The following is a 25032-nucleotide window of genomic DNA, read 5'->3' as shown; positions in this document are numbered from 1 at the left end:
GTTGACAATGAGCATAATTAAGTTAGGCATAGTAGATGATCATAAAATTTTCAGGAACGGTTTAAAAGCCACCCTTGAAGATTGTGAAGGCTTTGATCTTATACTTGAAGCATCAAACGGGAAGGAGCTTGTAGGCTTATTAGCTACCCGTACCCCAGATGTTTTACTGATGGATATTAAGATGCCCGAAATGGATGGCATACAAACCGCAACCTACGTACATCAGCATTTTAAAAATATAAAAATTCTGGCCCTATCCATGTTTAATGAGGATAAGTACATTGTTGATATGATGAAGGCCGGAGCATCTGGCTACCTCCTTAAAAATGCCGAACCCGAGGAGATCATCGAAGCGGTATCAACGGTACATAACAAAGGTTTTTATTTTAATGAACACCTCTCTATCACCCTAATAAAACAGCTGGTTGGTAATGACCATTCTGAAAGCATTGCCCATAACAAAGCCGATCTTAACGAACGCGAAATTGAGGTGCTCAAACTGGTTTGCCAAGAATGCTCAAACCAGGAAATTGCCGATAAAATTTTCCTGAGCGTGCGCACCGTGGAAGGTTACCGCGCCCGCCTGTTTGAGAAAACCGGATCGAAAAACCTTGTTGGCCTGGTTATATATGCCATTAAACGCGGGATTATCAACGTTACTTAACACAATCGTCCGTAGTTTAGTTTTTATTCCTCTTTATTACTCTCTCAAGAGGGGAATAGCACTAACCTCTGCTTTTGATCTGCCTTTTAATACTTACACCATCAGAGACGAGTGAAAGGGATTTTTTGTTTTATTTCTTGATTCTAACCCCTTGAGTATTAATTACGATCTCGTATCATTGCCATTATAAATGCTCAGGTAACTTTCATAGCGGGATAGTTCGATCTCGCCTTCCTCCAAAGCTTCCAATACTGCGCAGCCGGGTTCGTTAATGTGGCGGCAGTTGTTAAAGCGGCATTGGTTCATGCGTGAGCGCATTTCGGGGAAAAAGTGGCTTAGTTCAGCTTTCTCTATGTCGATAACACCCAGTTCGCGGATACCGGGGGTATCAATAATAAAACCGCCCTGCGGCAGCTCGAACATTTCGGCAAAGGTTGTGGTGTGCATCCCCTTGTCGCTCCATTCAGATACCATGTGCGTACGCAGATCTAAATCGGGCAGCAAGGCGTTGATAAGGCTTGATTTACCCACACCCGAATGGCCCGAGAACAATGTTATCTTATCTTTCAATAATTCCTGTACAAAATCAATATTGGTGCCTTCCAGGGCCGATACCTCATAGCAGGGATAGCCTATTTTTTCATAAACGGCTTTCAGATCGGCCAGTATCTCCAGTCCTTCATCACTAAACAGGTCAACCTTGTTAAAGATCAAGCGGGCGGGAATATCATAGGCTTCGGCAGTAACTAAAAAGCGGTCGATAAAACCTAAAGAGGTGCGCGGCGACGCCAGGGTAACCACCAGCATAGCCTGATCAAGGTTGGCAGCGATGATCTGCGCCTGCTTACTCAGGTTAATAGCTTTGCGGATAATGTAGTTTTTACGCTGTTGTAAATTGGTTATCACGCCGCTTTCCTGCTCGGGCTCCATATCAAAATCAACCACATCGCCAACAGCCAATGGGTTGGTGGTGGTGATACCCTTTATCCGGAACTTACCTTTTATGCGGCAATCTATCCGTTGCCCATCGGGGGTTTGTACCTGGTACCAGCTTCCTGTTGATTTTGTGATTAATCCCTGCATATTATCAGCCCCAAAAGTAATAATTAATTTGCCATCGCTTTATTTAACGGTCTAATACAAGTGCGTACTATGCGTTTTTAATAAAAAGTAAAATAAACCTTGCTAATTAAAAAATATTCTACTTACTTTACAGACATAATATATATGACAATTAACAACACCATTATTACATCAATTATTACCACCGGCATAAACCCCGGAGGAAGATAATCGTATGGTGTAAAACATAGCAAGAAACCAAATGAAAGCCTTCCTCCGCAAAGAGGAAGGCTTTTTTTATTAAATATTGATACTAAACCAAAAATGAAAGTTCTAAAATTCGGTGGCACATCTGTTGGGTCGGTGGCAAGCATCCAAACACTTTTAAATATCTTAAAAGACGAAGTTAATAATGAGGATAAACCGGTAGTTGTATTATCAGCAATGGGTGGGGTAACCAACCTGCTTGCTTCAATGGCCGAAGATGCTGCCAACGGCAAAGAGTTTACCGCACAACTTGCCGAGCTGGAAAGGCGCCATTTTGAAGTGGTGAAAGCCCTGCTTGATGTGCAAAATCAAAACCCGGCCTTTACCCGTTTAAAAATTCACTTTAACCAGTTAGAGGAATTGCTGCAGGGCATACTAACCTTACGCGAGCTTACCCCCAAAACCCGCGACCAGGTACTTAGCTACGGCGAGCGCTGCTCCACCATTATGGTGAGTAAAATTGCCGCCCAGCATTTTAAGGAAGTACTTTTTGTTGATGCATCAGATGTAATTAAAACCGATAGCTCCTTTGGCAACGCCAAGGTTGATACCGCGCTTACCGAATTGCTCATCCAAAACCTTTACCGGGAAAACAAAGGCAAAATGCTGTTTGTAACCGGCTTTATTGCAGGTAACGAGGCAGGGCAAACCACCACTCTGGGCAGGGGTGGCAGCGACTACACCGCAGCTATCTTCGGCGCAGCCCTTAATGCCAAAGAAATACAGATCTGGACGGATGTTAACGGCATGATGACCGCCGACCCACGTATGGTGAAAAAAGCATTCTCCTTAAACGAACTTACTTATACTGAAGCTATGGAGTTATCCTACTTCGGCGCCAAGGTGATCTATCCGCCAACTATGATCCCGGCGTTTTTGAAGAAGATCCCCATCGTTATAAAAAACACTTTCGAACCAGAGTTTGAAGGTACCGTTATTCGCCATGATTGTAAGGCTTCAACCTTGCCAATCAAGGGTATCTCGTCCATCAACAATATCAGCATCCTTAATTTGGAGGGCAGCGGTATGGTGGGTAAATCGGGCTTTAGCGGGCGTTTATTCTCGTTACTGGCAAGGGAACAGATTAATATCATCCTTATCACCCAATCCTCATCTGAACATAGCATCACCTTTGCAGTGCAGCCGCAGGATACCGAAAGGGCCAGGCTTGTAATTGAGCAGGAGTTTGAATTAGAGTTGTTAGCCAAAAAGCTGGAGCATTTAGTTATCGAGAAAAACCTGGCCATATTAGCCGTAGTCGGCGAAAATATGAAGCAAACACCAGGCATGTCTGGCAAGTTGTTTCATGCGCTGGGCCGTAACGGGGTAAATGTGCGGGCGATTGCGCAAGGCTCGTCTGAGTATAATATCTCGGTTATTATCTCCGCCAGCGATCTGTCAAAAGCATTGAACGCCGTACATGATGCCTTTTTTGTGCAGCTTACCAAAACCCTGCACGCTTTCTGTTTAGGAACAGGTAACATAGGTAAAACGCTGTTTAACCAGCTAAGCGCACATACCGAATACCTGAAAGAACATAACGGCATCCAGGTGAAAATTGCAGGCATCAGCAATACCCGCAAAATGACTTTCAACAGCGACGGTATTTCGTTAGATACCTGGCAGGATGATCTGCAGGCTTCGCCTTATGAAGCCAACCTGCAGGAGTTTATTAACCGGATGAAAGAAATGAATCTGCCTAATTGCGTGTTCATTGATAATACCGCCAGCCCGGTGCCAGTAGGTTTTTACGAGGAAGTTTTTAAGGCTAATATCTCGGTGATCACCTGTAATAAAATTGGTAACTCGGCCAGTTACCAGCAGTATCGTACATTTAAGGATACCGCCCGCCGTCATGGGGTCGATTTCTTTTACGAAACCAATGTGGGGGCCGGGTTGCCTATCATCAACACCCTTAAAAACCTGATGAACAGCGGCGACAGGGTGCAGCGTATCGAAGCTATACTTTCGGGAACTATATCGTTCATCTTTAATAATTTTAAGGACGATGCCAATTTCCATGATGTGGTAAAAGAAGCCCAGGAAAAGGGCTATACCGAACCCGATCCGCGCGATGATCTGAGCGGTAAGGATTTTATGCGCAAAATGCTCATCCTTGCCCGCGATGCCGGTTATGCTATGGAAGAGGCCGAAGTTGAAATACAAAGCGTATTGCCGCAAGCCAGTCTTGAAGCCAGTACCGTTGAAGATTTTTACGCCACCCTTAAAACAGAGGACGCACACTTTGCCAAACTAAAGGACCAGGCTGCAAGCCAGGGAAAAGTGTTGCGCTACATTGGCAAGCTGGAAAATGGGAAGGTATCCATCACCCTACAAATGGTTGATGAAAACCATCCTTTCTATATGCTATCCGGCAGTGATAACATCATTTCCTTTACTACCGACAGGTACAAAGAACGCCCGCTGGTAGTAAAAGGCCCCGGCGCAGGTGCCGAAGTAACCGCCGCCGGCGTATTTGCTGATCTGATAAATTTAGGGGCGAATTAAGAGATTTTTAAATCCCTCTCAAGAGGGGGGGCGGGAGGCAAGAGCGTTAGTAGGGGTGTGTTTCTACGATTAGAATACCAAGCAAAACACACCCCTCCACCCCTCTCAAGAGGGGAATCGCACCGCCCTCGCTTGTTTACTTAAGCGACAATGATATAAAAAAATGGAAGATAATAAGATACAAGAATTAAACACCTCCCCGCAGTTAGCACCCCCTTCAGCGGGAGGGGAGAGCATTCACGTTTTTGCCCCGGCAACTGTTGCCAACGTGGTTTGCGGTTTTGATGTACTGGGTTTCGCGGTTAATGAGCCCGGCGATGAGGTTATTATGCGCATGACCAATAAACCGGGTATCACCATCAGCAAAATCACCGGCGATGATGGCAGGTTGCCAATGGATCCGGCTAAAAATACGGTGAGCGTGAGCGTACTGCATTACCTGCAAAGCATCGGTCGTACTGATGTTGGTTTGGATATCGAATTGCACAAAAAAATGCCTATCGGCAGCGGATTGGGTTCCAGTTCGGCCAGTACGGTAGCGGGCTTATTCGCCATAAAAACATTGTTGGGTGATACTGCCGATCCGGCTAAATTGCTGCCCTTTGCTATGAAAGGCGAAGAAATGGCTTGCGGTCATGGTCACGCAGATAATGTAGCCCCGGCTCTTTTTGGTGGGTTTGTACTCATCCGCAGTTATGAACCTTTAGATGTGGTAAGGCTGCCGCATCCCGCCGGTTTATGGTGCGCTATCGTATTCCCCGATGTGGATGTGCCAACAAGGGAGGCCCGCCAGATTATCCGCAAAAATATCCAGATGAAGGATGCTGTAACCCAATGGGGTAATATAGCGGGTTTGGTAAGCGGATTGTTCATGAACGATATTGACCTCATTGGACGCAGTATGAAAGATGTACTGGTTGAACCTGTACGCTCCATGCTCATCCCCGATTTTTATAAAATGCGTGAAATGGCGCTGGAATTGGGTGCGGTGAGTTTTGGTATCTCCGGCTCTGGTCCGTCGGTTTTTGCCTTTACAAGGGACGAGGAAACAGCCAAACGCATCACCCAAAAACTACAGCAGCATTTAACCAATTTAAAAATAGGCTCCAACACTTACGTATCCACTATAAACGATGCCGGACCTAAGGTGATAGGATAAGTTTTAAGTCAAAAGTCAAAAGTGAAAATTCAAAAGGCTCAGCATGACAGCCCACTTTGTCATCCTGAGGAACGAAGGATCTAATCGCCGAATCGATTCTTTACTACGTTCAGCAAGACAAAATGGAAGTGAAAAATTAAATAAATCCGAAATCGAACATCCGAAATCCGAAATCAAAAAATGAAACTCTACAGTACCAATAACACCTTATCAGAAGTATCTTTTAAAGATGCGGTTTTTAACAGCATGCCGCAGGATAAAGGTTTGTATATGCCTATCAGCATCCCGCGTTTAAGTGATGATTTTATCAATAACCTGGATAAATATACCCTGCCCGAAATTGCATTTGAAGTTGCCAAAAATTTGCTTGGCGATGCCATGCCTGCCGATGATCTGAAAGCACTTATTGATGATGCTATCAACTTTGAAGCCCCAGTTGTAAAGCTTGACGATAACGTACACGTACTGGAACTTTTCCACGGGCCATCGTTGGCATTCAAGGATTTTGGCGCACGCTTTATGAGCCGTGTAATGAGCTATTTTCTGGAAGACGGCGAAAAACAGCTTGACGTATTGGTTGCCACCAGTGGCGATACCGGCGGTGCCGTTGCGCTGGGCTTTTTGGGTGTACCTAATACAAGGGTAACCATTTTATACCCTAAAGGAAAAGTAAGCGGTGTACAGGAGCAACAACTAACTACCAATGGTCAAAACATCCGCGCGCTGGAAGTAGACGGTACTTTTGATGATTGCCAGGCACTGGTTAAGCAAGCCTTTACCGATGCCGAACTGAATGAGCAATTTCGTTTAACATCTGCAAATTCCATCAATATAGCGCGTTTGGTACCGCAAACATTTTACTATTTTAATGCTTACGCTCAACTGTTGAGCCAAGGTGTTAAAAAAGTTATCTTCTCGGTACCGAGCGGTAACTTCGGCAATATAGGCGCGGGCTTACTGGCCTGGAAAATGGGCTTACCTGTTGAAAAATTTATTGCGGCAACCAATGCCAATGATACCGTGCCCGAGTTTTTAAAAACCGGCGTTTATCAGCCCAAACCATCGGTGGCTACCTTATCAAACGCTATGGACGTAGGCAACCCGAGCAATTGGGTACGTATTGCCGATTTATTTAAGGCAGATATGGAGCAGTTGAAAAACCTGGTGATCGGTTTTAAATATGATGATGAAGAAACCGTTAAAGCCATCAATTGGGTTTTTGATACTTATGGCTATGTGGTTTGTCCGCATACCGCTATTGCATGGCAGGCCCTAACAGATTATCAGCATGATCATGGCAGTGCCGATACTGCCGGTGTGTTCCTTTCAACTGCCCATCCATGTAAATTTCCGGATGTTTTCAGTGACGAGATAACTGCTAAAATTAATGTGCCCGAATCAGTTAAAGAACTGGCATCAAAAACAAAACTGGCCATTGCTATAAGTAAGGATTTTGATGATTTTAAGGGTTATTTGTTGAACGCGAAGTAAATAATGAAAAAGGGAGTCCTCTTATTTTTTTTATCGATATCGTTATTGGTCAATCAAGGTTGTCACGAAGTAGTATTCAAGCAATCTTTTGATAAACAAAAATGGAATAATAAAGAAGATTGGGATTACCCGGAACGTAACGGCATTGTTGACGATCTCGTTAAAAATTATAAGATAGAGGGGCTAAAATATAAGCAACTAATAGAACTGTTAGACGAACCGCAAGGTCATGATTCCTTGAGTGTTTATTATCAAATAGTGATGGATTTTGGGAATGATATTGATCCTGTTTACACAAAGAATTTAGAAGTTACATTCAATAAAGATTCAATAGTAAGCAATGTGTATATTAAAGAATGGAAAAAGGATTAATCAATTTCAGGAATTTAAAGGATATTTGATCTGTGAAAATCAAATCAATGCTTAACAAAAACGCAATCATTATATTTTGCCTGCTTATTGGCTCATTTGCCGCCTGTAAACGAACTGCAAAATTCGACAGGGATAAGTGGGATGAGGGGGATGGTCTTACATTTGCCTACCGCCCAAGCATGGTGGACGACTTGCTGCAAAACTATAAGCTTAAAGGCCTTAAATATCAGCAAGTAATTCATTTGCTGCACCGCCCGCAGTTGAGCAGCACAACCGAAATGACTTACGATATTGATTATTATTTTAAGCCCGGCAAGCCAAGATATGTGAAACGGCTGATCATTTCATTAAAAGATTCGGTAGTAACCGGCGCTAAAATTTACGAGCACACCTATAAAAAATGATCACCACTATAATCTTCGACCTCGGTGCGGTTTTAATTGACTGGAATCCGCATTACATGTACCGCACTATATTTAACAACGAGCAGGAAATGATAGATTTCCTGGCCAACGTTTGCACATCCGACTGGAACGAGGAACAGGATGCTGGTCGTTCATTACAGGATGGTACTGAACTGTTGGTTACCCAATTCCCCCAACATGAAGCCAACATCCGCGCCTTTTACAGCCGTTGGGAAGAAATGCTGGGTGAGCCTTTTCATGATACCGTGGAAATCTTGAAGCAGTTGAAGGCAAGTGGTAAGTATAAGATCTACGCGCTTACCAACTGGTCGGCCGAAACTTTTCCGGTGGCACAGGCGCGCTATGATTTCCTTGGCTGGTTTGACGGCATAGTAGTTTCGGGTGTAGAAAAAATGCGGAAACCCGCCCCGGAGTTTTACCAGATCATGCTTGATCGTTACCACATAAATTCAGCTGAAGCGCTGTTTATCGACGATAATTACCGCAATGTTTTAGCCGCCGAAAAAGCCGGGATCAAAACCATTCACTTTACCTCGGCAGATGCTTTGGCCAATGAATTAACAGCGCTAAACGTACTTTAGTTGCCCTACTTATAAGGAAACCTTAAACTGGAATATATCAGAATAAGAGGTATTGCCCTTGGCATCGCGGGTAACCACGCGCCAGTAGTAGATCGTTCCTTTTTTAACCGGGAAACCCTTTACAAATGGATCTGTTACAGCGCTTGCAAATAATAAAGGCGAGGCAGAGGTCCCTAAGTAAAAATCATAATTCACGATATCGTTATCAACATCATTTGCCTTCCATGATGCACTGTAAACCAATCCGGGATCTGCTGCTACGGTTACCCCGTTAAGCGGCGAAACTGCTTCTGCCGGGAATGGCGCATAAGTAGTTACACCCGGGCCCGAATTGTAAAATTTCCAGGTATCACTTTGTACCGTAGTTGTGTTTTTTGATGATTGTGAAACCACATACCACGAATAAGGAACAGTACGGTCAAGCGTAACCTCCAACTGGTTTTTGGTAGCTGTTTCCGTATCACTTACACCTGTTAGCAGGTTTTTTATGATGATAGAATAGCTATCGGCATTGTCGGCGCTGCTCCATTTAAAAACCACTTTGTTTTTAGTGGCCGATATAACAGTCCCCTGGTTGCAAACCTCATCCTTAGCCGGGAAAAGTAACGATGCTTTGGCTGGCGCAGGTGCCGGCGGCGTGGTGTCTGTTTTACTGCCTTTTCCGCAACCGGCGGCAATAATACTTATAGCTATAATAGTTAATAACTTTCTCATTTTTTGATGATCTTGAAAACCGATTCCCTGTTATCCATCGACATGTTGAGCGAATATGTGCCGCTTCTTAATCCCGACAGGTTGAGCTGTATAACCCCGGATTGATTGCCGAATTTTTGCTGCGATAATAACCGGCCATCGGCAATATTATAAACCCTGATAATGCAGCTGGCAACAACGTCGTCGCCCAGGTTAACATTTAAAATATCCTGAAAAGGGTTAGGATAAGGCACCATGCTGTCGCTCACGTTGATGATTTTTTCAATAATGCCCTGGCAAAGTTTATCCGTAGCAACAATTAGTTTATTGCTGCCCTTCATCAGCGGTAAGGACATCGAGCTTTCTGTGGTGTGATAAACCATTCCGTTAAATTCAACCGCGTAATTGTCGCTGCCGTTAAGTTCCAGGTCTAAGCTATTGGTGGTTTTATTTACAGATGAGTATACCGCCAAGTCTTTGGGTTCTGTGATCACGAGGTCAAAACATTGCTGGAAGTTGGGCTGCCCGGTAACCGTAATACACACATTATAGGTTCCCGGCGATAAGTCATTTATAGCCGTATTATTGCTAAACGTGAATGATTTTGTGTAATTCGGCCCCTTAACCAAAGCAACGTAGTTTTCAGATTGTACAGCGGCTATATTGATGATGCCATTGTTTTCGCCTTTGCAGGTAGCGCTGGTTGCGGATACTTTGAAATTGGTAGCCGGAAGATCGAAAATAACGGTTACGGTGGTAGGGTCGGATGTTACGGTAACACCTGTATTGGTGACCTTTACCACGTAGCTGCCCGCGGCTGTAGCATTATAAGTGGCCTGGGTAGCGCCTGTTATGTTTTTGCCATCCTTAACCCATTGATAAGCATTACCTGTACCCGTCGTGGCGTTTAAGGTTATACTGGCCCCGGTTTCAATGGCGATATTGCCTGCGGGTTTAATTGAAGGTTTCGGCACAAATGTAAAGCCATCTAACGATCCTATGCCAGCCGGCGCTGTTACCTGTACCGCTCCGCTTGTCCCACTGCCAACAACGGCTGTTATCAGGTTTTCGGATTGCACAACGAACCCCGATGCATCTACATTTTGAAAAGCTACTTTACTTACGTTTAAAAAGTTTTTACCTGTTATGGTAATGGTTGTACCTGTTGTGGCAGCAACTGGTTTAAATGAAGTAACAACAGGTGCCGGAATAAACGTAAAGCCTTTAAGCGTGGCTGTACCCGTAGGTGTTGTTACCGTAACATTGCCTGTTGAACCAATGAGGCCCACTATAGCCGTAATAGCAGTAGGTGAATTGATGGTAAATGAAAGCGCCGGTGTTCCGCCAAAGCTCACTGCCGAGGCCCCGGTGAACCCTGTACCTGTAATATAAACCGATTGGCGGGCGTATGCCTGCGTTGGTTGAAATGCCCCAATGGTTGGTGCCGGGGTTGTTAAAAAAGTAAACGTTGCCGTTGATGTAGCCGTGCCGCCCGGTGTAGTTACCGCTATTTTACCGGTTTTGCCGCCATCATCAACCATGGCGCTTATTTCTGTTGCCGAGTTAATGGTAAAGCTTTTTGCTGGTACGCCACCAAGGGTAACAGCGGTAGCTCCTGTAAAGCCAGTACCTGTAAGGGTAACCTTTGTGCCGGATGCCCCTTGTGCCGGCGTAAATGAGCTGATCGCAGGCACATCGAAATAGGTGAACGCTGCCGCCGATGCAGCTGTGCCACCCGATGTGGTAACTGATATTTTGCCGGTTGCACCTGCGCCGGTAGTAGCGGTAATACTGGTAGCCGAATTTACAGTAAATGACGCCGCCGCAATAGTGCCGAATTTAACTGCGGTTGCCCCGGTAAAATTATTGCCCGTGATGGTAACCTTAACATTTTTACCGCCCGAAGTCGGAGTGAATGAACTTATCGAAGGTGCTCCCGCATAAACAAATCCCTTTAAAGTGGTTATATTGGATGGCGTAACCACCTTGATATCGCCTGATGCACCGTTGCCCACAACAGCAGTAATGCTGGTAGGGGATACCACTTTAAATGACTGTGCAGGTACGCCGCCAAAGGTTACCGCGGTAGCGCCGGTAAAACCGGTGCCGGTTAAGGTTACCGTGCTTCCGGCGCCTGCCTGTAAAGGCGCGGCGGATTGCACATTGGCCAGTGCGTATGTTTTTACGAAAACACCATAACTGTCATAAGCCAGGTATAGTTTATGATCAAGTATGGTCATGGAGGTATTGAGCGCATCTGCAGATGAGATCTGATAACCGCCTATATCCTGCCAATCGGTACCGGCGGCATTGTAGGTAACCACGCTTGCACCGTTGTTATCCCTAACGGTAGATATGTATGGGGTTTCGCCGTCAAACGTGAGCGAAATAAAACCAACACCGCTATCTGATGATGAAGGCGTGATCATTGATTCCCATCCTGTACCATCGGCCTTAAGCCTGTACAAATATAATTTTAGACTGGCACCGGCACAGGCAACATAAGGGATATCGCCGCTAAAAGCCAGCGATAAAAAACTCGACGAAGCAAAGCCTGGTGTGCCAACAACTTCCCAGGTACCGGCAGTGTTAAGTCGCATAACCGTTGTCTTGCCGCTATTCCCGGCATCGCCGAAGGCAATGTAGGGTACTGTTCCCTTAAAAACAATTGATACATAGCCGGTACTGGCTACGGTGAACGGATTGCCTACTGTTTCCCAGGCTGTGCCGCCTGCGTTGAGGCGCTTAACGTTCACCACCTGGTCGTTATAAATAATATATGGTGTTGTTCCGCTAACGGCGATGGCTGACTGGCCAGTAACATTGCCGGAAGAAAAGCCCGCCGGGCCAACCGTTTCCCAGGTAGTGCCCGCTTTATTTAGCTGCATAACCGTAGCCTTGGCCGAATTTGCACCTGCTAAACAGGCAACATATGGCGTAGTGCCTTGAAAGGCCAGGGGAACTGTGTTGATGGAACCTATAGGAAATGCGAAGCCTGAATTGCCAACGCTTTCCCAAACTAATTTTGTTGCATTATATTTTATGACCGAAATTTCGTTGTTGTTACCATTATCACGATAGGCCACATAAGGCGTGCTGCCATTTAAAACTATATTAGTACCGAAAGCCAGCCCAGCCGAAGCGCCCGAGGTGCTTAAAGCCTCCCAATCGGTACCGGCGGTGTTTAACTTCATAACCCGGGGCTTGCGCTCATAACCCTGATCTGAAAACCCAACGTACGGAACAGCCCCGTTAAAGGCCAGTGTTACAAAAGATGCCGCACCCGATGAAAAATCGGCTCGGCCAACATTAACCCAGTCTGTACCACCTGCATTAAGCTTTACCACGTTTAGCCTCGATACATTGGGGTAATCTGCATAAGCAATATAGGGTATACCGCCGTTAAAAGCAAGAGAGAGTTCTGTGGCGATGCCTGGCGTAAATCCGGCCGTACCCACGGTTTCCCAGGCGGTTCCTGCTGCGTTAAGTTTTTTTACGGTAGCTTTTTGCCTGCCTTCTTCATAGGCCACGTAAGGCGTTGAGCCATTGAAAACCAATTTAATATAGGAAGCAGCCTGTGACGAAAAGGCGGTTTGCCCAACGGCTTCCCAATCGGTACCGGCTGCATTAAGCTTCATTACTTTGGCCTGCAGATTTGAACCTTCGCCGTAGGCAACATAAGGGGTGGTGCCATTAAATGCAAGGGAGGTATAATAAACTTTATCTGCTCCAAAACCAACTTTCCCAACTACCTCCCAGCCTGTACCAGCAGTGTTTAACCTCATTACGGTGGTTTTATAACCATTTACCGCATCCTGGTAGGCAACGTAAGGAGTGGTGCCACTAAATGCCATCGACACATAAGCTGCCTGCCCGGCCGAAAACCCTTCGGTACCTATGAGCTCCCAGTCGCTGCCATCGGTTTTAAGTCGTTTTACGGTTACGCGCCCTATGTTTATATTGTCGGACGTGTAGACTATATAAAGTCTTGAATTGTTTACTACCAATGAGATGTTGGCACCTACATTGGTTACATTTATATGCCGGCCAACAATTTCCCAGCCTGAACCGCTTGCTGCCGGTCGTTTTATTTCAATAGCGCCCTGACTCCCGCCGCCATAATAAGCCACGTAAGGGATAGCGTTAAAAAAGGTCATACTGGTAGATGCCGCTATATTATCTGATACCTGTTCCTTATCGCTTGGGCCAAGTGGCTGCCAGGTTTGGGCTAAAGTTTGATAGGATTGCAAAAAGAACAGGAGAATGGCACTGATTGCAAGGATGTTTTTTTTCAATTTTATATTTTGATAAGGCTATGGTTATTATCATAAATTGTATGAATCAATTGTTGCAACAGGGCGTACAAATTGACAGGTGCTGATATTAACTTTTTAGCTGAATGTGAGCTTTTTAAGTTGGCGCAAATATAACAAAGCATTTTTGATTAGAAATATCCTATAAACCGTAAAAGCTATAAATCAATATTATTTATTTGTTAATAAATTACTGTTAAACAAAAAGCACCTCCATTGCCTGGCGTTGCCTGGTTTATTTGTATTTTCGAACCGTTAGTCTTTATAATTTATTAATAATGAAAACAGCTACCCGCCTTTATAATATCCGCATAAAAAATATCATACTATTAGCATTTGTGTGTTTAACAGCGCTTGCATCATGTAACCGGGGGCCATCTGCCGGTATGGTGCAGCAGGCCCGTATAGACGATTCCCTTATCCGTGTTTATCTCGCCAATAATCCCATGATTAAGGCGGTTAAAGATCCGTCCGGAATTTATTACCAGATAAAAAAGCAGGGTACCGGGGCTTATCCAACGGTAAATTCAACTGTTACGGTTAACTACGTGGGCAAGCTTATTGAAGGTCCGCAGTTTGATGCTGCCAACGGTTACAGTTCGCCACTGTCAAGACTTGTTAAGGGCTGGCAAATAGGAATCCCACATTTAAAAGAAGGCGGTAATATTTTGCTAATTGTACCATCGGCATTGGGCTACGGGGCAGCAGGCGGCGGTCCTATTCCCGAGAATGCAATATTGGTATTTGATATTGATCTCGTGAGCGCTAAATAATACTGAGAGATGTTATTCACTATTGAAAATAGTTGAAAAAAGCAGGGGGTAAGTGAGATTCCCCTCTCAAAAGAGTAATAGCCCATTATATGACAGATGGGTAACCCTTACAGGGCATAATCGACTTGATGCTTTTCTCTACAAACAGATAGTCCCTCCGGGACATAGAAGTATTTCAATATTGATAGAAGACAGTAGTTTTTTATGTCCTGTAGGGACTACCTGTTTGTAGCCTAATAGAAAAAAAGGTGTATTTGTCCCCAGCGGGGACTACCCATGTTCTTTAATATTCGGAATGTCTATTGATAGGCTATTACGCCTCAAGAGGGGAGCTGCTAATAATGGATAGTCATTAAATATCTTATTATTTGTTAGTTATAAATTGCAAGGTTTTGTTAGTATCTTAACTGTTATAAAACCTTGTGATGAAAATTAGCCCCATTTTATTTTTTTCGATGCTTTCGTTCACGGCGATTGCGCAGAATAATCCCCTACGAAGCCAGGTAAATACTAAAGCCGATGCGCTCAAAGATAAAATTATAACATGGCGACGGGATTTTCATGAACATCCGGAATTGGGCAACCATGAGGTACGCACCTCGGGCATTATTGCCAAACATCTGCAATCATTAGGTATTGAAGTGAAAACAGGGATTGCTACAACTGGTGTGGTTGGCATATTGAAAGGCGGTAAACCTGGCCCCGTAGTAGCCCTGCGTGCAGATATGGATGGCCTGCCGGTTATTGAGCGTACCAACGTACCCTTTGCATCTAAAGTAAAAACAACATATAACGGCCAGGAAGTTGGGGTAATGCACGCCTGCGGTCATGATTCGCACATGGCGATATTGATGGGCGTTGCCGAGATCCTGTCGGGCATGAAAAAGGATTTGCACGGTACTGTTAAATTTATATTTCAGCCGGCCGAAGAAGGTGTAGAACCCGGACAAAAAGGTGGCGCCGAAGAAATGGTTAAGGAAGGTGTGCTGGAAAATCCAAAGGTTGATGTGGTTTTTGGGCTGCATATTAACTCGCAGACAGAGGTTGGCAAGCTTACCTATCGCCCCGGTGGCACCATGGCGGGTGTTAACGATATGCAGATCATCGTAAAAGGGCGTTCGGCGCATGGGGCTTACCCGTGGTCGAGCATTGACCCGATAGTTGTTTCGGCGGAAATTATCAATAACCTGCAAACCATTGTAAGCCGCAACATAAACGTAACCGAAAACCCGGCAGTGGTAACCATTGGTTCCATTAAAGGGGGCAACCGATCAAACATTATTCCCGAAAGCGTTGAAATGCTGGGTACGCTGCGCTCGTTCACAGCCGCAGATGAGAAGCTACTGGTTGACAGGGTAACGCAAATAGCTACCAAAACCGCCGAGGCACAGGGCGCTACGGCCACGGTAAAAATTCCTTACAGCACCCATTATCCGGTTACTTTTAATGATGTGGCGCTTACCCAAAAAATGCTGCCAAGCCTGCAGCAAACAGCAGGGGCGGCCAATGTGCTGCTGCGTCCACCCGTAACCGGTGCCGAGGATTTTAGCTTTTATCAGGAAAAAGTACCGGGATTATTTTTCTTTTTAGGTGGTATGCCCAAAGGCGAAGATCCGGAGAAAGCGCCATCGCACCATACCCCTGATTTTTATATTGACGAAAGCGGATTTACCCTCGGTGTAAAAGCCCTGTGCAACTTAACGCTTGATTATATGGCTGCGAAAAAGTAAAAAGATGAAGCGGTTTTTAGGGTTGCTTTTATTTGCAGGACTGGCTTGCAACCAACCGGTGAAACAAGCTATTGATACTAAAGAAAAAATAGAACAGATTGACTGGAATAAGGCTAAGATCAACGGCCTGCTGCCAATGATAACTCATGTGCAACAGGTAACAAACAGATTGTGCAAGCCAGATAGTATAGTAAAGCCCGATCATGCTATTAACGATTCCTTTTATCGAAATAAAATGACGTATTGTTATGTTAAAGGATTAACCTATGAAAAATACCATGATACTTTAGTGTTTAAACGGATGGATTTTAGGAAGGATACAATAGATAATTTGATTTTGAACAAGGTGAAATTTGATTATACGTCTTCAATGAGTTATTTCGGCAGGTTTTTTCCTTCTTCATATAACAACGAGTTAAGGGGAACAGATATGGATAAATACCTGATTTTTGGTTTGGATGATCCTGAAAATGGCAACAAGAGTGGCTGGATGTTTTGTTTTAATGAAGATGGAAGCAAAATACTTTGGATAGATCATTACGTTGCCGACCGGGTCGAATAAAAATTAAGAAAGAAATACAACTATAAACGTTGTATTCGTTATTTTTACTATGGTTTTAGTCATTAAAAAAGGCGGCTAAATAGGGTTAACTGAGGTTATGAGTAAAAAGATATTAGCAATGTTGTGCCTTTGTGCGCTTATAACAGCGTTTACCGCGCAGCAAACATTTGCCGTAGAGATAAGGGGAAACGACACCATAAAAACCATTAAGCCCGAGGTTTTAAAAGTGATAAACCAAGTACTAAAAGCTTCCTACACCTTTGATATTAATAAAGTTGCTGATATGTATGCCCCTAACGCAGTAATTACTGATGAGCAGGACCCCTATTCCTGGAACGGGCAACTGGCCGGCGTACAGTGGGTGAATTCTGTAGAAAAAGCAGTAAAGGGCTATAAGATCCGCGATTTTAAGGTGAACGTAAGGAAGATAAAGGTCTTTCAGCAAACCGAAGAAGTAGCCTACGTGGTAGTACCAGTTGAGTATACAGGTACCGTTAACGGCGACCCCTTTGAAGAGGAGGGCGCGTTTACATTTGTATTTCGTTTTGTTAGCGGCAAATGGCTTATAAAAAGCCAGGCCTGGGTGCCCAGAAACGGCCTGTAAATTATATTTAATACTTTTCCAATTATGCAACCTGAACTGATCACTTTTAAAAAATTCGATGATATTGCCCTTGCCAATGCTTTAACTGAGCTATTGGATGAGCATCATATTTTATACGAAGTTGAGGAAAGCGCGCAGGCATTTAACCCAACATTTGCCTATAACAATACCAGGGAGTACGCTGTAAAAATTGAGGGTGAAGATTTTACAAGAGTAACCGAACTATTGAATAACAGCGAAACCGAGGACATTAATAACGTTGGTAAGGATTACTACCTTTTTGATTTTACCGACCAGGAATTAGTAGAGATTTTGGCCAAGGCCGATGAGTGGGGTTCGTTTGATTATCAGCTGGCCCGCAAAATTCTTAAAGAACGCGGCGTTGAAATTAATGAACAGATAGTAGCCGATTTAAAAACCAGAAGAATTGAAGAGCTAACCAATCCTGCGCCGCCGCAAAATTCCTGGATAATTGTTGGTTATATATTTGCGCTGGCAGGCGGGGTATTGGGCGCTTTTATAGGCTGGTATCTGTCAACGAGCAAAAAAACGTTGCCCAATGGTACCCGCGTTTATGATTATAATGATAACGACAGAAAGCAAGGGAAAAGGATATTTTACATATCTATATTGGTTTTCGCGCTCAGCATTGTTTATAAGTTTTACAGTGTAGAGAATTACTAACCTAAATTTTATTAACCCCGATTGGCTAATCTCCTTTTCATTTGCAGCAAAAATCAATGGCGCAGTCCCACGGCCGAATTGTTATTTAAAGATCATCCCGAACATTCGGCATTTTCTGCCGGTACAAGTGATAAGGCCCGCATCCGCGTAAATCAAAAAATGATTGATAGGGCAGATGTGGTGTTTGTTATGGAGCGTAAACACAAAGAGTTATTGAAACAACGCTTTGATGTTATGCACAAGCAGCTGATTGTATTGGACATTGAGGACAACTATCAATTCAACGATTCGGAATTGATAACAATACTTAAAATTGCTTTGGAGGAGTGGCTGTAATGCGAGAGCAGTTATCAGCCGTTTAATTAAGTGCGAAGCAATACGATTTACAAATCATATTGCTTCGCACAAAGGATATTATTGATGGTTAAAGCTCAACAGATTCGCCTACGGCGGGTAATTTTAAATTTAAGCCTGCTTTGATGAACTTTTCTGTAACCTCATCCTTGTCAATTTCAATAACCGGGAACGAATCATAGTGCATACCAATGATGTTTTTACAGTTGATGAAAGCAGCAGCTTTAATAGCATCATCGGCACCCATGGTATAGTTATCGCCAATTGGCAAATATGCCCAATCCAGGTTTTCGTCTTCCAGTAATTTCATATCATAGGTAAGGGCGGTGTCGCCGGCAAAGTATAATTTTTTGCCTCCAATTGACAGTACAAATCCTGCAGGGTTGCCACCCGGCGAACCATCGGGCATGGTGCTGGAGTGGATGGCCACTACCATTTTAACCCGGCCGAAATCGAAATTAAAACCGCCGCCAATGTTCATGCCGTGTACATTATCTACACCTTTGCTGTTAAGCCAGTTGGCAATTTCGGCAATGCAGATAACTTTAGCGCCGCTCTTTTTTTGAATTTCAAGCAGGTCTGCAACATGGTCGCCATGACCGTGCGATACCAGGATATAATCGGGCTTTAAGCTATTGATATCAATATGCTTGGCCAGTGGGTTATGCGTTATAAAAGGATCGAAAAGCAGCTTTATACCGCTTGTTTCTATCTCAAAGGTTGATTGTCCGTAGAACGTAGTTTTCATGGTAGTGTTTTTTATTCTGTGGTGTGGAATCTGTGGTCTGGAGTCTGAGTTCTGTGGTGTGGAATCTGTGGTGTGAGTTCTGTAATTTACTCACTGATCTCAGAACTCACACCACACACCTCCGACCTCAGAAATTATTTTCCGAACAGGCTGCCTAAGCCCGGCATGCCGCCAAACATATCCTTTGTCATGGCAGCCATTTCGCTTTGGCTAATGTTATCGGCTTGTTCCATTGCTTTGTTAATGGCTACAAACAGCAATTCTTCAATCTCTTCCTTGTCGGCATCGGCGTAAAAAACACTGTCTATATGTACCGACTGGATAACTTTATTGGCGTTGGCATTTACCACAATTTTACCACCTTCGGCCGAGCCTGTTACGGTAATTGCATCTAGGCGTTTTTTTGATTCGCCAGCCTTTTGCTGGGCTTCCATTATTTTATCAAACATGAGTTTTGATTTTAAATGTGCAAATATGCGGATGTGCAGATTTCAGATGTGCAAATATGCAGATGAATAATTATTTTGATGAATTAAAGCCTAAATTTTACAATTGTCGTACCAATTGATTTCATCTGCACATCTGTAATTTGCACATCTGAAATTAATTCGTTTCATCTGCACATCTGAAATCTAAAAACCTTAATCATCACTGGTATCGCCGTTACCGTTGTAGGCGCTTTTGCGTACTACCGGCATACCGGCAGCCTTAAACAGATCGTCGAGTTTTAACAAGCTGCCGTTGGCTAAGTTAGATAACAACACAATAGTGATATCGTTTTTCATATCGCGCAAATAAATGTGCCTGAAACCATGCCACCAACCGGTGTGGTAAATAACTTCCTGCCCCGGCGCGGTAAACGTACGCCAGCCATAACCATAACTAAAGTGGCCATGCAGCATGGGATTGCGCGGTACATAGGCCGAGTCAAGCGTGGCTTGCTTTAATAACCTGCCGGCACGTAAAGCCCTGTCAAACAAAAACAGATCGGCAACGGTGCTGTAAATGCCTTTGTCGCCAACAGGGCCATCCAAAAAGTTCTGGGCTACCGAGTATTTCCACTGGCCGCGATCGTGCCCAACAACGTCAACAGGTATTTTATCATAAACCGCCTTGGAGTACACATTGGTATGCGACATGCTGGCCGGTTTAAACACATTCTCTTTCATGAACTGCGCGTATGACATTCCGCTCACTTTTTCAATAATGGAGCCCAGTACCATAAAGTTTGAATTGTTGTACAGGAACCTTTTATTGGGTACATTAAATGGCCGCGGTTTATACTGAGCTATCATTTTCATAGCATCGGCATTGGTGAGGCCTTTCTTTTGATTAAGGTGCTGACTGCGGTATATATCATCAACAAAATATACATAGTTCATCATGCCCGACCGATGGGTAAGTAACAGCCTGATGGTTACGCCATCGTACGGAAAATCCGGAAAGAATTTTTTTACATCATCATCAAGTGTGAGCTTGCCACGTTCCATCAGCATTAAAATAGCGGTGGAGGTCATGGTTTTTGTTACGGAGGCTAATTCAAACTGCGAGCCTAATTTAAGGCTGTCGCGATGCAGGTAATCAGCCCAGCCTATAGCGTTTTCATAAATGATCTTGCCTTTTTTTGCAACCAGCACATTGCCGTTAAAGCCACGGGTGCGGTGCAGTTCCTTCATTACCTCATCTATTTTTTTATCGGCATTTTTGGGGTTGTAGGCCAGCAAGGCGGTGGTATCAAGCGGTTTGCTGTTAATTGGCGACGAAGCGGCCTGGTCTTTATCTTTATTTTTTGACGAACATGCAGTTAAAACCAACAGGGCGGCAGCAAAGGAAAGAACACTCTTGTACAATAATCTCATATGTAAAAATCTCACTCTAAAACGAAAGCGAAAATTAGAAATTATAACGCAGGTATGAATTAAAGTTTTTATTTTTTTCTTTTAGTTAATAGTCTTTGTATGTTTAAGTATGAATATTGTTACAAGGCTACGGCTTATCCTCCCGTTTTTGTTACTGGCATTGGGTGTTAATGCCCAGGATGTTGATGTTAAAGCGCTTATTAAAGAGGGCATACAATTAAATAACGACAAGAATTACGCAGGTGCCATTGAAAAATATAAACAAGCTTTAACAACCGAGCCGGAAAACGCGCAGGCAAATTACCAGCTGGCCTACAGTTTAAACGCGGCTGGCAGGGGTACAGAAGGCATTCCCTATTTAAATAAGGTTGCCAAAGCCAACAGTAATTTTACCGGACCAGCCTATGAGCTTTTAGGCAGTATTTATGATAGCAGCCACCAACCGCAGCAGGCTATTGATGCCTACAAAGAAGGAATTAAAATTAAGCCCGATTACCAGCCCTTATATTTTAACCTGGGGATAGCCTACTTCCGCGCCAAACAATATGCCGATGCCGAACTGGCCGCCATTGAGGCCATAAAACTTGATCCTAAACATGCCAACAGCCAGCGGTTGTATGGGCTGGTAACATTTCATCAAAATAAACGGGCCGCTGCCCTGCTGGGCCTTTGCAATTTTTTATTGCTGGAGCCGGATGGTGCTAAGGCCGCCGAAGCATATACCAATATACAAAGTATTTTAAAAGGAGGGGAGCTAAAACCCGACGGCGGAAAAGTTACACCTTTAGATGCCGGTAACGCCGCGCTCAACAAGGCTTTGTCGGCGACTATGGTGGCGCAAAAGACGGCTGCATTGGAGGCTCAGCTTAACGCGGTATTTACGGCCGTTGGTCAGCTTGCCGAAAAGCAGACCGGGAATGATTTCTTCAGGAATTACTATGCGGCGTTTTTTTACGCGCTTGCAAAATCGGGCAATATGCCTGCGTTTGCAAGGTTAATAGGTTTAAGTGCCGATAAAACAGCCAATATACAATGGCTGCAGCAAAATGATGATAAACGAAAGGCGCTTGATGCCTGGGTACAAACGGCTGAAAGAAAATTTTAAGATTTTTTATTTTGGTTAAAAGGTAACTACATTTAGATATGAAAACCTATCACAAATATCTGCTGCTTATTTTATTTTCTGCCTTTTCTGTAGTTGCCTTTGGGCAAGGTAATAACGATGCGCAAGCCTTAATAAAAGAGGGTGTTGCGCTGCACGATGCCGGGAAATATGATGATGCCATTGCCAAATACAACGCGGCGATAAAGATCGACCCTGAAAACCCAAGCGCTCATTATGAATTGGCTTTTACCTTATTTACAGCCGGAAAGGGAAAGGAAGCCATCCCTATTCTTGAAAAACTGATCCAGATAAATCCTAAGTCGGGCGGAGCGTATGATTTGCTGGGCAGTATTTATGATGACGATAAACAACCCGATAAAGCTATAGATTATTATAAAAAAGGTGTAAAGGCCGATCCTGAATATCAGCGGTTATATTTTAACCTGGGTATTTTATACCTGCGCCAGGGCAAAAATGCCGAGGCCGAAGCCAATGCCATTGATGCCATAAAACTCGATCCTAAACATGCCAGCAGTCAGCGGGTATATGCGCTGGCTACTTATAATCAGCAAAAACTTGGTGCGTCGTTATTAGCGTGGTGCAGCTTTCTGATCCTCGAACCGCAAACCCAACGATCTGTAGAAGCCTATAAGTTTGTACAAAATATACTCAATCACGGTATCAAAAAAACGGGCGAAAAAAGTGTAACGCTAACACTCTCTCAAAAAGATGTTGATGGTCCTAATCTGCTTTTACCTACTGCAATTTTAGCAGCCACTACCGATAAGACAGGCCTGAGCAAAACAGATTCATTAACATTACAGTTAAAGAGTGTTTTTGGCATATCTGATAATTTTGGTGCCAAGAGCGCAGATGCTTTCTATAAAAGTTTTTATTCCGACTATTTTAAAAAGCTTGCGGCTACAGATAATATGGAAGCTTTTGTACGCCTTATAAGTTTAACGGCCAATAAAGAAGAAAACCTGCAATGGTTTAAAGACAATGGAGCCAAATTGTCGGCCCTTGATGCCTGGGTAACCACTACCAAAAGAGAACCTTAATTTTTTATCCGTTCGTAATATTCCTCTGGGCCATCTGCTGCCAGGGGTACGGGGCCGTAAAAGGTTAGCTTTTTTTGATCTATCTTAAAAAATACTTTTTCTGAGTCGGCGCCGCCATCGTAAATAATGCGGTTATTAGCCTGGTCTTTTGTAATGGTATAGGTACCGCTTTTTTGCAGTGTACCTTTATTGTAACGTTTGTAAGTAGATGCTGTAAAGGTTATCAGGTTTCCGTTGCCGGGCTTTATGGCAGTAGTATCAGTAGCAGGTGTGCAATAACACGCCGTACCGCGATACTCCCAGGTGCCCGTTAAACTAATGTTGCTGGCGGCATCTTTTTTACAGCCAAAAGCAAATACAAGCAGGCTGATAAGTAAAAACTTTTTCATGGTTTATAAAGGTTTATAATAGCATTACGCTGCGGTTTATTAAAACGCTACAGTACGGTTTTGCAATATGCCGATAAAGTACTATTATGAATCATGCCTGTTTAAAATAAACAAGCCCCTGTACCGTATTAATTGGTACAGGGGCTGTAAAATATATTATGTTTCAACGCTCTATCAATACAATAATTGATCGTAAGGATAACGCTCTGTATGTATCGCCTTCACCTCCTGGTAAAGCAAATCCCTGAACTCATCTACGTTTTCTTTTTTAGTAGCCGAGATGAATATGGCCGGACTGTTGTTCTTGGCCATCCAGCTGTGTTTAAAATCATCTAAGGTAAGCGGCTCGGCCTGTTGTTCAAGCTGGTGCTGCTCGGGCTTAAAGGCATCTATCTTATTAAAAACGGTTATCATGCGTTTATCAATAGCGCCAATATCTTTCAGGGTTTCATTAACGGTGCGTATCTGGTCTTCAAAGTTGGGGTGGGAGATATCAACCACGTGTATCAAAATATCAGCCTCGCGTACCTCGTCCAATGTGGATTTAAAGCACTCAACCAACTGGTGAGGCAGCTTGCGGATAAACCCAACCGTATCTGAAAGCAAGAAAGGTACATTTTCTATCACCACTTTACGCACGGTAGTATCAAGCGTGGCAAATAACTTGTTTTCGGCAAACACTTCCGATTTGGAGATCATGTTCATAATGGTTGATTTACCAACGTTGGTATATCCCACCAATGCCGAACGCACCATCTGGTGACGGTTTTTGCGCTGGGTTTCGTTTTGCTTGTCTATTTGTTTCAGCTTATCCTTTAACAGGGATATTTTATCAAGGATCAAACGCCTGTCGGTTTCAATTTGCGATTCACCAGGGCCGCGCATACCAATACCACCCTTTTGGCGCTCAAGGTGAGTCCATAGGCGGGTAAGGCGGGGTAACAAGTACTGCAGCTGTGCCAGTTCAACCTGGGTTTTGGCCTGCGCAGTTTGTGCGCGGTTGGCAAAAATATCAAGTATCAGGTTGTTCCTGTCGAGGATCTTTACCTGTAGTTCATTTTCAATATTACGCAGCTGCGAGGGTGTTAGTTCGTCATCAAACACCACCATATCAATCTCTTCTTCTATTACAAAAGCCTTAATATCCTCTAACCGACCCGAGCCTACAAACGTAGCCCTATCCGGACGCTGCAGCTTTTGGGTAAAACTCCGCACGGTTTCGCCACCGGCGGTAGCCACTAAAAATTCAAGCTCCTCTAAATATTCCTTTTGCTGCTCATCGGTAACATGCGGTGTCATTACGCCTACCAATACAGCTTTTTCCTGCTTCACAGCAGTATCATAAAATTTTTGCTTCATTAACTATAGTATAACAATCAAAGTGCCAGTTTGTAAATGGCACATAATAACAGGCTTTTACAATTTATAAGTGCCAAAATAACAGTAAGCAAGGTATAAATTAAAATTCTCATTTTATTTGTTACAGCGTATGGAAATATGCAGCTCTGTGCATCTTGATAATAAAAACATACCCGGCAGGCTTTACAATTAGTTTGCCAAATTGTTTTAATTATTTATTATTAAACCATTCACATATTATTATATTCGTCCTGATTAAATCCTTATCA

Annotated in this window: 23 protein-coding genes; 15 read left to right on the top strand and 8 right to left on the bottom strand. The window is 43.8% G+C overall.

The window, feature by feature from the left end; genetic code table 11:
* The first annotated feature begins 7 nt into the window (after window positions 1-7).
* Window positions 8-664 (top strand): response regulator transcription factor, encoded by a 657-nt coding sequence (locus BLS59_RS10835; RefSeq protein ID WP_091149005.1) that lies wholly within the window; start codon window positions 8-10, stop codon window positions 662-664.
* A 162-nt stretch (window positions 665-826) separates the two neighbouring features.
* On the opposite strand, the gene rsgA is transcribed toward BLS59_RS10835, so the two are convergent.
* On the bottom strand, window positions 827-1747 hold the full coding sequence (gene rsgA, locus BLS59_RS10830; RefSeq protein WP_091149003.1) for a ribosome small subunit-dependent GTPase A: 921 nt from the start codon (window positions 1745-1747) through the stop codon (window positions 827-829).
* Window positions 1748-2050: 303 nt separating this feature from the next.
* Between rsgA and thrA the strand changes: the two genes are divergently transcribed.
* The 6 genes from thrA (at window position 2051) to BLS59_RS10800 (ending at window position 8529) form a co-directional block, all read left to right on the top strand.
* The gene (gene thrA, locus BLS59_RS10825) at window positions 2051-4501 is read left to right on the top strand and encodes a bifunctional aspartate kinase/homoserine dehydrogenase I (protein ID WP_091149000.1); all 2451 of its coding nucleotides are present in this window, start codon (window positions 2051-2053) and stop codon (window positions 4499-4501) included.
* 163 nt (window positions 4502-4664) lie between these two features.
* Window positions 4665-5660, top strand: coding sequence for a homoserine kinase (locus BLS59_RS10820; RefSeq protein ID WP_091148998.1), 996 nt, complete (start codon window positions 4665-4667; stop codon window positions 5658-5660).
* A 180-nt stretch (window positions 5661-5840) separates the two neighbouring features.
* Complete coding sequence (gene thrC, locus BLS59_RS10815; RefSeq protein WP_091148995.1) at window positions 5841-7151, top strand: threonine synthase; 1311 nt, start codon at window positions 5841-5843, stop codon at window positions 7149-7151.
* A gap of 3 nt (window positions 7152-7154) precedes the next feature.
* Complete coding sequence (locus BLS59_RS10810) at window positions 7155-7523, top strand: hypothetical protein (RefSeq protein ID WP_091148993.1); 369 nt, start codon at window positions 7155-7157, stop codon at window positions 7521-7523.
* 32 nt (window positions 7524-7555) lie between these two features.
* Entirely contained in the window at window positions 7556-7927 is a 372-nt protein-coding gene (locus tag BLS59_RS10805; protein WP_143014102.1) for a hypothetical protein, read from the top strand.
* Window positions 7924-8529: an HAD family hydrolase gene (locus BLS59_RS10800; RefSeq protein WP_091148987.1), complete on the top strand. Its 606-nt coding sequence runs from the start codon at window positions 7924-7926 to the stop codon at window positions 8527-8529. Before BLS59_RS10805 ends, BLS59_RS10800 begins: the two co-directional genes overlap by 4 nt.
* Window positions 8530-8538: 9 nt before the next feature.
* On the opposite strand, the gene BLS59_RS10795 is transcribed toward BLS59_RS10800, so the two are convergent.
* Both BLS59_RS10795 and BLS59_RS10790 read right to left on the bottom strand, forming a co-directional pair.
* Window positions 8539-9243, bottom strand: coding sequence for a hypothetical protein (locus BLS59_RS10795; RefSeq protein ID WP_091148985.1), 705 nt, complete (start codon window positions 9241-9243; stop codon window positions 8539-8541).
* Complete coding sequence (locus tag BLS59_RS10790) at window positions 9240-13517, bottom strand: T9SS type A sorting domain-containing protein (RefSeq protein ID WP_091148982.1); 4278 nt, start codon at window positions 13515-13517, stop codon at window positions 9240-9242. Before BLS59_RS10790 ends, BLS59_RS10795 begins: the two co-directional genes overlap by 4 nt.
* 296 nt (window positions 13518-13813) lie before the next feature.
* Between BLS59_RS10790 and BLS59_RS10785 the strand changes: the two genes are divergently transcribed.
* From BLS59_RS10785 to BLS59_RS10760, 6 genes are all read left to right on the top strand, one after another.
* Complete coding sequence (locus tag BLS59_RS10785) at window positions 13814-14308, top strand: FKBP-type peptidyl-prolyl cis-trans isomerase (protein ID WP_091148979.1); 495 nt, start codon at window positions 13814-13816, stop codon at window positions 14306-14308.
* A 425-nt stretch (window positions 14309-14733) separates the two neighbouring features.
* Complete coding sequence (locus BLS59_RS10780) at window positions 14734-16038, top strand: amidohydrolase (RefSeq protein ID WP_091148977.1); 1305 nt, start codon at window positions 14734-14736, stop codon at window positions 16036-16038.
* Window positions 16039-16042: 4 nt separating this feature from the next.
* Window positions 16043-16600 carry a hypothetical protein gene (locus BLS59_RS10775; protein ID WP_143014101.1) on the top strand — a complete coding sequence of 186 codons (558 nt, stop codon included), beginning with the start codon at window positions 16043-16045 and terminating at the stop codon, window positions 16598-16600.
* 97 nt (window positions 16601-16697) lie between these two features.
* Entirely contained in the window at window positions 16698-17204 is a 507-nt protein-coding gene (locus BLS59_RS10770; RefSeq protein WP_091148970.1) for a nuclear transport factor 2 family protein, read from the top strand.
* A gap of 24 nt (window positions 17205-17228) precedes the next feature.
* Window positions 17229-17888: a hypothetical protein gene (locus BLS59_RS10765; protein WP_091148968.1), complete on the top strand. Its 660-nt coding sequence runs from the start codon at window positions 17229-17231 to the stop codon at window positions 17886-17888.
* Window positions 17889-17909: 21 nt separating this feature from the next.
* A complete protein-coding gene (locus tag BLS59_RS10760) occupies window positions 17910-18224 on the top strand; it encodes a low molecular weight protein tyrosine phosphatase family protein (protein ID WP_091148965.1) in 315 nt (104 codons plus the stop codon).
* Window positions 18225-18312: 88 nt separating this feature from the next.
* Here the strand turns inward: BLS59_RS10760 and BLS59_RS10755 are convergent, their stop codons facing one another.
* The 3 genes from BLS59_RS10755 to BLS59_RS10745 all read right to left on the bottom strand — a co-directional run bounded on the left by BLS59_RS10755 (window position 18313) and on the right by BLS59_RS10745 (window position 20849).
* Entirely contained in the window at window positions 18313-18990 is a 678-nt protein-coding gene (locus BLS59_RS10755) for a metal-dependent hydrolase (protein ID WP_091148963.1), read from the bottom strand.
* Between the two features lie 134 nt (window positions 18991-19124).
* The gene (locus BLS59_RS10750; protein WP_091148960.1) at window positions 19125-19439 is read right to left on the bottom strand and encodes a YbaB/EbfC family nucleoid-associated protein; all 315 of its coding nucleotides are present in this window, start codon (window positions 19437-19439) and stop codon (window positions 19125-19127) included.
* A 192-nt stretch (window positions 19440-19631) separates the two neighbouring features.
* A complete protein-coding gene (locus tag BLS59_RS10745) occupies window positions 19632-20849 on the bottom strand; it encodes a serine hydrolase domain-containing protein (protein WP_091148958.1) in 1218 nt (405 codons plus the stop codon).
* A gap of 109 nt (window positions 20850-20958) precedes the next feature.
* Here BLS59_RS10745 and BLS59_RS10740 point away from each other — a divergent pair, with 109 nt between their 5' ends.
* Window positions 20959-21954, top strand: coding sequence for a tetratricopeptide repeat protein (locus BLS59_RS10740; protein ID WP_091148956.1), 996 nt, complete (start codon window positions 20959-20961; stop codon window positions 21952-21954).
* Window positions 21955-21992: 38 nt separating this feature from the next.
* On the top strand, window positions 21993-23015 hold the full coding sequence (locus BLS59_RS10735; RefSeq protein WP_091148955.1) for a tetratricopeptide repeat protein: 1023 nt from the start codon (window positions 21993-21995) through the stop codon (window positions 23013-23015).
* On the opposite strand, the gene BLS59_RS10730 is transcribed toward BLS59_RS10735, so the two are convergent.
* Window positions 23012-23404, bottom strand: a complete 393-nt coding sequence (locus tag BLS59_RS10730) for a hypothetical protein (RefSeq protein WP_091148953.1) — start codon at window positions 23402-23404, stop codon at window positions 23012-23014. The genes BLS59_RS10735 and BLS59_RS10730 overlap by 4 nt on opposite strands.
* A 174-nt stretch (window positions 23405-23578) precedes the next feature.
* On the bottom strand, window positions 23579-24763 hold the full coding sequence (hflX, locus tag BLS59_RS10725; protein ID WP_091148950.1) for a GTPase HflX: 1185 nt from the start codon (window positions 24761-24763) through the stop codon (window positions 23579-23581).
* Window positions 24764-25032 lie beyond the last annotated feature (269 nt).

Origin of the sequence: Mucilaginibacter pineti, assembly GCF_900101875.1 — a bacterium.
Lineage (GTDB): Bacteria > Bacteroidota > Bacteroidia > Sphingobacteriales > Sphingobacteriaceae > Mucilaginibacter > Mucilaginibacter pineti.
The sequence above is the reverse complement of the archived record's forward strand: the minus strand, read 5'-3'. Positions and strand labels throughout refer to the sequence as shown.

Bases quoted from the DNA above. Each gene is read 5' to 3' on its own strand.
- BLS59_RS10835 (WP_091149005.1), top strand. From the start codon at position 8: ATGAGCATAATTAAGTTAGGCATAGTAGATGATCATAAAATTTTCAGG.
- rsgA (WP_091149003.1), bottom strand. From the start codon at position 1,747: ATGCAGGGATTAATCACAAAATCAACAGGAAGCTGGTACCAGGTACAA.
- thrA (WP_091149000.1), top strand. From the start codon at position 2,051: ATGAAAGTTCTAAAATTCGGTGGCACATCTGTTGGGTCGGTGGCAAGC.
- BLS59_RS10820 (WP_091148998.1), top strand. From the start codon at position 4,665: ATGGAAGATAATAAGATACAAGAATTAAACACCTCCCCGCAGTTAGCA.
- thrC (WP_091148995.1), top strand. From the start codon at position 5,841: ATGAAACTCTACAGTACCAATAACACCTTATCAGAAGTATCTTTTAAA.
- BLS59_RS10810 (WP_091148993.1), top strand. From the start codon at position 7,155: ATGAAAAAGGGAGTCCTCTTATTTTTTTTATCGATATCGTTATTGGTC.
- BLS59_RS10800 (WP_091148987.1), top strand. From the start codon at position 7,924: ATGATCACCACTATAATCTTCGACCTCGGTGCGGTTTTAATTGACTGG.
- BLS59_RS10795 (WP_091148985.1), bottom strand. From the start codon at position 9,243: ATGAGAAAGTTATTAACTATTATAGCTATAAGTATTATTGCCGCCGGT.
- BLS59_RS10785 (WP_091148979.1), top strand. From the start codon at position 13,814: ATGAAAACAGCTACCCGCCTTTATAATATCCGCATAAAAAATATCATA.
- BLS59_RS10780 (WP_091148977.1), top strand. From the start codon at position 14,734: ATGAAAATTAGCCCCATTTTATTTTTTTCGATGCTTTCGTTCACGGCG.
- BLS59_RS10775 (WP_143014101.1), top strand. From the start codon at position 16,043: ATGAAGCGGTTTTTAGGGTTGCTTTTATTTGCAGGACTGGCTTGCAAC.
- BLS59_RS10770 (WP_091148970.1), top strand. From the start codon at position 16,698: ATGAGTAAAAAGATATTAGCAATGTTGTGCCTTTGTGCGCTTATAACA.
- BLS59_RS10765 (WP_091148968.1), top strand. From the start codon at position 17,229: ATGCAACCTGAACTGATCACTTTTAAAAAATTCGATGATATTGCCCTT.
- BLS59_RS10755 (WP_091148963.1), bottom strand. From the start codon at position 18,990: ATGAAAACTACGTTCTACGGACAATCAACCTTTGAGATAGAAACAAGC.
- BLS59_RS10750 (WP_091148960.1), bottom strand. From the start codon at position 19,439: ATGTTTGATAAAATAATGGAAGCCCAGCAAAAGGCTGGCGAATCAAAA.
- BLS59_RS10745 (WP_091148958.1), bottom strand. From the start codon at position 20,849: ATGAGATTATTGTACAAGAGTGTTCTTTCCTTTGCTGCCGCCCTGTTG.
- BLS59_RS10740 (WP_091148956.1), top strand. From the start codon at position 20,959: ATGAATATTGTTACAAGGCTACGGCTTATCCTCCCGTTTTTGTTACTG.
- BLS59_RS10735 (WP_091148955.1), top strand. From the start codon at position 21,993: ATGAAAACCTATCACAAATATCTGCTGCTTATTTTATTTTCTGCCTTT.
- BLS59_RS10730 (WP_091148953.1), bottom strand. From the start codon at position 23,404: ATGAAAAAGTTTTTACTTATCAGCCTGCTTGTATTTGCTTTTGGCTGT.
- hflX (WP_091148950.1), bottom strand. From the start codon at position 24,763: ATGAAGCAAAAATTTTATGATACTGCTGTGAAGCAGGAAAAAGCTGTA.